This is a genomic window from Bellilinea sp., assembly GCF_053501535.1.
In genome coordinates, this window is sequence record NZ_JBRCOK010000092.1 from 1 (window position 1) to 5,215 (window position 5,215).

Annotated in this window: 5 protein-coding genes; 4 read left to right on the forward strand and 1 reads right to left on the reverse strand. The window is 56.7% G+C overall.

The genetic code is table 11. From position 1 onward, the window contains the following. The first annotated feature begins 160 nt into the window (after positions 1 to 160). From ACWIZX_RS09325 to ACWIZX_RS09335, 3 genes are all read left to right on the forward strand, one after another. Positions 161 to 484, forward strand: a complete 324-nt coding sequence (locus ACWIZX_RS09325; RefSeq protein ID WP_448335565.1) for a nucleotidyltransferase domain-containing protein — start codon at positions 161 to 163, stop codon at positions 482 to 484. A 3-nt stretch (positions 485 to 487) separates the two neighbouring features. Further along, a complete protein-coding gene (locus ACWIZX_RS09330; RefSeq protein WP_448335566.1) occupies positions 488 to 1,228 on the forward strand; it encodes a sulfite exporter TauE/SafE family protein in 741 nt (246 codons plus the stop codon). 93 nt (positions 1,229 to 1,321) lie between these two features. Then, on the forward strand, positions 1,322 to 2,236 hold the full coding sequence (locus tag ACWIZX_RS09335) for a dienelactone hydrolase family protein (protein ID WP_322794394.1): 915 nt from the start codon (positions 1,322 to 1,324) through the stop codon (positions 2,234 to 2,236). Here the strand turns inward: ACWIZX_RS09335 and ACWIZX_RS09340 are convergent. After that, positions 2,233 to 4,020, reverse strand: a complete 1,788-nt coding sequence (locus tag ACWIZX_RS09340; protein WP_448335567.1) for an SLC13 family permease — start codon at positions 4,018 to 4,020, stop codon at positions 2,233 to 2,235. The two genes, ACWIZX_RS09335 and ACWIZX_RS09340, sit on opposite strands and share 4 nt — an antisense overlap. A gap of 190 nt (positions 4,021 to 4,210) precedes the next feature. Between ACWIZX_RS09340 and ACWIZX_RS09345 the strand changes: the two genes are divergently transcribed. Continuing rightward, the coding region (locus tag ACWIZX_RS09345; RefSeq protein ID WP_448335568.1) for a 2Fe-2S iron-sulfur cluster-binding protein at positions 4,211 to 5,215 on the forward strand (1,005 nt) is incomplete at its 3' end.

Consider the following 5,215-nt stretch of genomic DNA (forward strand, 5'->3'; position numbering starts at 1 on the left):
TGGTTCAAACAAGCCGAGAGCGATCTGCCTGGTTATCCGAACGGACATCCGAGCGGCGCCCCGTTTGAACATTATGGTTCTCTCCAAAGTTCGCAGGCAATCGAATATGCCCGTGAGATCCTTGAATTCGTCCGTACTCAAATGGCCTGATTCTCACACCGTGTTCAGCGCAGTGCGGGAGTGGGCCGAAACGCTTGCCAGCCGGCATCCCTCGATCCAAAAGATTGGCTGTTTCGGCTCCTATGCGCGAGGTGACTGGGGGGTTGGCAGTGATGTGGACCTTTTGATGGTGGTTACTCACACCGACTTGCCTTTTGAACAACGCGCCCTTTCGTTCGATGCAACCGCTTTGCCGGTAGCGGCGGATGTGGTGGTTTATACGCTGGATGAGTGGCAAAATTTGCAGAAAAAGTCGGCTTCGGTTCGGAAAATTGCTGCTGAAGTTTACTGGGTATTCCAAAGATCTGAGGAAACAATCGAATAAAGCATGGATCTCTCAACATCGCTGACATTACCGACTTTAATTTTTCTGGCTGCAATTTTATACGCTTCCGTTGGACATGGAGGCGCATCGGGCTATCTGGCGGTGATGGCGCTGTTCGGGGTTGCCCCGGCGGTGATGAAACCGACTGCGCTGACGCTGAACATCCTCGTTTCGCTGATTGCGCTGATTAAATTTTACCGGGCGGGGTGTTTCTCGTGGCGGTTGTTCCTTCCGTTCGCCTTGACTTCGGTGCCGCTGGCTTTTGTGGGAGGCAGCATTGTACTGCCGACTACTCTGTATAAACCAATTGTGGGGGTTGTGTTGATTTATGCAGCGGCACGGCTCTTCTTCAGCGCAGGCAAACCTCAGGCAGCCGAACCGCGCGCGATCAACATCCCCCTTGCGGTGTTCTTTGGGGCTGTGATTGGTCTGCTTTCCGGCCTGACCGGCGTGGGCGGGGGAATTTTTCTCAGTCCATTGCTGGTGTTTCTGCGCTGGGCAGATGTGCGCCAGACCGGCGGGGTGGCGGCAGCGTTTATTCTGGTCAACTCGATTTCCGGGCTGCTCGGTCACTTTTCCGTCGTTTCGGAACTTCCTTCGTTTATCCCGGTGTGGGCGGTGGCGGCTGTGGCGGGCGGCTGGCTTGGAGCTGAGTTCGGCAGCCGCCGGCTGGGTAACCCGGCTCTGCGCCGTTTACTGGCTGCGGTACTGGTCATCGCCGGCTTGAAAATGATTTTGGGTTGAGGAATAATTGCCGAACCCTATACGATGGGTATTGCCCCGCCCTGCTTTTCGATAGAATGAAATCAGGTCATTCCAATTCGAGGAGCAAATGAAATGAAAACGGTGCGGCGGATATTGGTTGCAGTGTTGGGTATTGTGGTTGGGTTTGCGGCCCTGCTGGTCGGGTCGGTGCTGGTGGATATGGCGCTTGGCGCAAACCGGCTGGAAGCCGTTACCAATACTACCATTCCCGCTGCCGGCACGGGGCCGGATGTACGCGCCTATGTCGCAGCTCCGCCGGGCGAGGGCCCGTTTCCGGCAGTGATCATGATTCACGAGTTCTACGGCTTGAATCAGAGCATTGTCGGAAAAGCTCAGGGACTGGCTGAAGAGGGATATGTGGTGGTTGCGCCGGATACCTTCCGCGGCTCGACTACCAGCTGGATTCCACGCGCCATCTTCCAGGTGATTACCACTCCGCCGGAACAGGTCAACCAGGATTTGGATAGTGTGTTTGCGTGGCTGGCGGCCCAGCCCAACGTCCGCGCTGACCGGATTGCCATCATGGGCTTTTGCTACGGCGGGAGAACTTCGCTGCTGTACAGCCTGCACAACCCCAATCTGGCTGCCACAGCCATCTTTTACGGGTCGCTGGTTACCGATACAAACGTGCTCAAACAACTGCCCGGCCCGGTTTTGGGTATTTTCGGCGGGGCCGATCAATCCATTCCGCTGGAAGAAGTACGCGCCTTTGAGTCGGCCTTGCAGCAAGCCGGCGTGCCGCACGAAATCACCATTTACGAGGGCCAGCCGCATGCTTTTGTGACCGACATAGAATCCATCCGCGCCGGGGGTGTGCAGGGCCAGGCCTGGGCGCAGCTGCTGAGCTTTCTGGATCGCAGTCTGCGCGGCGAGAGTGCCTATCAGCCACTGGCTGCCGACCTACCGGTCAAAGCCGGATTCGACTGGCATTATTACTGGATGCTGGTCTATGAACACGCTTTTGGTTCGGCAGCACACCATCATTAGAAGAGCGGCCAGAACAGCGGCAGGAAAATTAAAATGGCGATCAGAAGAACCAGGTTGAGGGGAGCGCCGACTTTGGTGTAATCGGTGAAGCGATAACCGCCCGGTTCCATGACCAGAATGTTGGATTGATGTCCAACCGGGGTGAGGAAGCTGGTTGAAGCACCAATCACAACCGCCAGAACAAAGGGACGCGGGTCTGCGCCAAGGCTTAATGCTACGTCAATGCTGATTGGCGCAATCAGCACGGTGGCGGCAGCGTTGGACATGGGTTCGGTAATTAAGGATGCCAGGATGTAAATGCCGGCCAGCACAGCCAGCGGGCCGAGATTGCCAACCAGCCCAACCAACCGCTCGGCCAGAAAACGGGCGGTGCCGGTGCTTTCCATAGCCAGACCCAGCGGCAGCATGCCGGCAATCAGAAAGACGCTGCGCCAGTCAATGCTCTGATAGGCTTCGTCCATCGTCAGGCAGCCGGTCATCACCATCAGCACCGCGCCGATGACCATTGCCAGCGCGATGGGCATGTGAGCAATGATCGTCAATGCCAGTACCAGTAACAAAATGCCGCCTGCCAGCGGGGCTTTGTTCAAGCGGCGGCTGGTATCGTTGACCGGTTCAAGCAGTAAAAAATCTTCGCTGGATTGTAAAGCGGGAAGTTGAATCTTGCGCCCGCGCAGCAGGAGAATATCGCCAAACTGCAAACGCACATCCCGCAGACGTTCCAGGATGACCCGCCCCTGGCGGTGGATAGCGAGGGCGGTGAAACCGTATCGGTCGCGGAAGTGGGTTTCGCGCAGGGTCTTGCCGGTAAGGCGGGAGCGCGGGGCGAGCACCGCCTCGACGGTAACTTCGTCCTCTCCGGTGATCTCGGATAGTTCTAATTTATGTTCGGCCTCGATGGCAATTCCGAGTGACTCTCGGGCACGCAGCAGGTCTTCCAGCCGGCCCTTGACCACCAGGATTTCACCCGGACAAAACAGGTGATCGCGGTGTGGAATGTGACGATGGTTTTCCAGATCAATGATGGCAACTACATTCAGGTCGTAATCCGAACCAAGACGCGACTCGGCCAGGGTTTTACCGGCCAGTTTGCTCTGTTCGAGGATGCGCACTTCGCTCAGATATTGGCGCAGTTGATAGGCATCCTGAATGTTTTGGGGTTTGCGGGATGGCAGTAAGTGTCGTCCGATCAATACCATATACAGCATACCGCTGATGAACACCACCAGACCGGTTGGGGTGAAGTCAAAAAAACGCAGACCGGGCAGCCCGCGGTCGGTAAGCAAACTGGAAGCCAGCACGTTGGGCGGTGTGCCGATCATGGTCATGTTGCCACCCAGCAGGGAAGCAAACGAGAGGGGGATGAGCAATTTTGAAAGCGGAATGCCGGTGCGGCGGGAGATGCCTACGGCAGCAGGCAGAAAGACGGCTGTGGCGCCGATGTTGTTCATGAACGCCGAAAGCAGCCCTGCCCCCAGCATGAGAACTGCGATCAACCGGGCTTCGCTGTTGCCAGCAATCTGGAGAATGCGTCCACCCAGGAGGTTGGCAATGCCGGTGGAAAACAAACCGCCCGACACGATATACACTGCCCAAACCGTAATGACCGCCGGATTGGCAAAACCGGAAAAAGCCTGAGACGGGTCAATCAATCCGGTCAGGGTTACGCTGATCAGCACCAGCAGGGCAATGATATCCACGCGCAGTTTTTCGCTGGCAAACAGCACCACAGCGGCGAAGATGATAAAGAGGGTCAACCCGATTTGGGGGCTAAATTCCGTCATGGATCAACATCGCATAAAGATGGGCAGGTTTCACCGCACCGGTGAAAATCAAAGTTGTTTTATTATAGTGTATTTGTGAATGGAGATAAACCTGCACTGCAATCTCCATGAAAGCAGGATTTCGCAGGTTGGTTTGAATGCTCCACGGCTATAATTAACAAGAATTCGCCTGAAGGGCAGAACCTGGCCTGTGGTTCAACCGTCCCCCACCTGCAACTTGCCAAAAAATGCCGCGGCGGTTTTTGGAGAGACGGGAGGGGTCAATCACGTTCGTGTTATTCAGGAACAAGAGAGCAATTTTGGCGCAACGATGGATACTTCTTCACCCACTGACTTTCAGAAGAATATTGAGAAAACCTGTGAGGTGCTGTTTGTGCCCTCCGGGCGCAGCGGTAGGGTTAAACGCGGCATGACATTGCTGGAAGCAGCCCGCCAGCTGGGGGTGACAATCGAGTCGGCCTGTGGAGGGGAGGGCTGGTGCGGACAATGCGCGGTACGGGTCAGGGAAGGGGCTTTTGGCCGACAGGGTAAAATTTCCTCGCTGGCTCATCTTTCGCCGGCGGATGAAGCCGAATTCGATGAACTGGCTGCCCGCGGTCTGCCTTCCGGCAGCCGGTTGGCATGCCTTGCCCGCCTGTTGGGCGATGTATGTGTGGTCACGGGCGGAGAGGATCGCCCCTTGGGTGGTTCTTTCGGCAAATCGCTGGGGGAAATTGTCGTTGAGGTTGACCCGCTCATTCGACTGTGCTGGCTTCGGCTTGATCCTTCCGGATCCGGCATTTCATCTCTGCTTGAACAGGCGCGGCAATTGCTGGCGAATCGGTTTGGGGTGTTGGCGTTGGAGTGGGAAGAGTCGGCGCTGAATGCCCTGTCCGCTGCGGCGGCTGAGAGCGGCGGCGAGGTAACCCTGACCCTCTGGAATGAGGAGCGCGTCTTGCGGGTTCAGGCCGGTTTTCAGGAACGGGCGCTGGGGTTGGCAGTGGATATTGGCACAACCACCCTGGCTGTTTATCTGTGCGATTTGCGCAGCGGTGCCCTGCTGGCAACGGCCTCCGGGTTGAATCCTCAAATCGCCTGGGGAGCGGATGTTATCTCGCGAATTGCCTTTTGCAACCAGTCCCCTGACGGGTTGCAGCAATTGCAAAGCGCGGTCATCGCCGAAATCAACCGGCTGGCGGAACAGGCAGCCAGTGAA